This is a genomic window from Rhodococcus sp. IEGM 27 (assembly GCF_033142305.1).
In the GTDB taxonomy this organism is placed as follows: domain Bacteria; phylum Actinomycetota; class Actinomycetes; order Mycobacteriales; family Mycobacteriaceae; genus Rhodococcus_F; species Rhodococcus_F oxybenzonivorans.
In genome coordinates, this window is sequence record NZ_JAWLSG010000039.1 from 1 (window position 1) to 1,389 (window position 1,389).

Below are 1,389 nucleotides of genomic sequence, written 5' to 3' on the forward strand. Positions count from 1 at the left end.
ACCGTGTCGGGGTGGTGGGGTTGGGCGCTCTGGGGCACCGTCGGGTGCGGGTGGAGTGCCCCAGAGCGCCCGGCTCTTGTTGGTGGTGGTGTGGGGTGTGGTCAGCTGGTCAAGCTGGGGATGGCTTGGTTCGGGTTGACTCCCTGCTTTTCCATGGCCTTGCCGTAGAGGCGGGCGGCGTTGTCCCACAGGACGGCGCGGCGGACCTCTTCGGGCTGGTTGCCGAGGACGAGTTCGATGTTTTCCTCGAGAGTGGGCCGGTGGAAGCTGGTGGGGTGGGGGAAGTCGGTTTCGAACATCAACGGCTTGAGTGAGAGCGTCTCGATGTGGTAGTCGTCGAGTTGTTCGAACCAGAAGTTCAGCGATACCTGCCGTTTGAAGAAGTCGCTGGGGAGCATGTCACCGAACTCGGGGTGCGAGCGGAACACGCCGTTCTTCTGGAATCGCTTGTCGAGGGCGTCGAGAACGAACGGGGCCCAGCCGATTCCGCTTTCCACGGAGACGAACTGCAGGGTCGGGAACCGGGCGAGGATTCCGGAGACGAGCAGGTCGCTGACGATGACGGCGTTGGCGAGGTAGATATGGGGTCCGTCGGCGGCGACTTTGACACCGCCGACCAACCCGTCGTCCTCGTCGTGCTTGAGCATCTCGCGGAAGTCACCGCTGGCGGTGTGGAAGCTGACCGACAGGCCCGCCTCCTCGCAGGCCTTCCACAACGGATCCCACTTACGGCTGCCCAGCGGCGCCTGACCGTGCTCGTGCGGGGCACCGGTGGTCACGATGCCGCCGAAGCCGGAATCGGCGAGGCGTTCGATCTCCGCGACCGACGCCGCCACGTCCCAGTACGGGATCACCATCATCGGGATGAACCGGCCCGGGTACTTGGCCACCCATTCGAGTTGGAAGTCGTTGTAGGCGGCCAGGTGCGCGATCGCCAGGTTCCGATTGGGGTGCTGCACGAACGGCTTCCAGTCGAACCCGGCGAGGTTCGGGTACAGCACCTGCATCTCGAAGCCCTGATCGTCCATGAACTTCACGCGCTCGTCGACGTCGTAGGTCGCCGGATGGGCTTCGTCGAGGCGGGTGGGGCCGCTCCCGTCGTGCAGCTCGGAGTTGAAGTTCTTCCAGTTCCAGTTCGCCCACGTCCACGCACCCTTGAGCGCTTGATCACCGAAGAACCACAGGTCCGACTGGGTCTTCTCGTCCCACTTGACGTGCAGGACGTCGGAGCCCCACGCCTTCGGCAGGCGTTCGGTCCACAGATCCGCCGGCTCGATGAGATGGGTATCAGTGTCGATAACCCGGTACTTACTCATGGCACCACAATCCTTTGCTGACTCAGAAACAGTTCCTATAGATGATCTACAGCAACCGGGTCTTGTGTCAACC

Annotated in this window: 1 protein-coding gene; it reads right to left on the reverse strand. The window is 63.2% G+C overall.

Going from position 1 to position 1,389, the window contains the following annotated elements; all coding sequences use genetic code 11:
- Positions 1 to 101: 101 nt before the first annotated feature.
- On the reverse strand, positions 102 to 1,316 hold the full coding sequence (locus R4P95_RS33400; protein ID WP_317747198.1) for an amidohydrolase family protein: 1,215 nt from the start codon (positions 1,314 to 1,316) through the stop codon (positions 102 to 104).
- Positions 1,317 to 1,389: the final 73 nt, after the last annotated feature.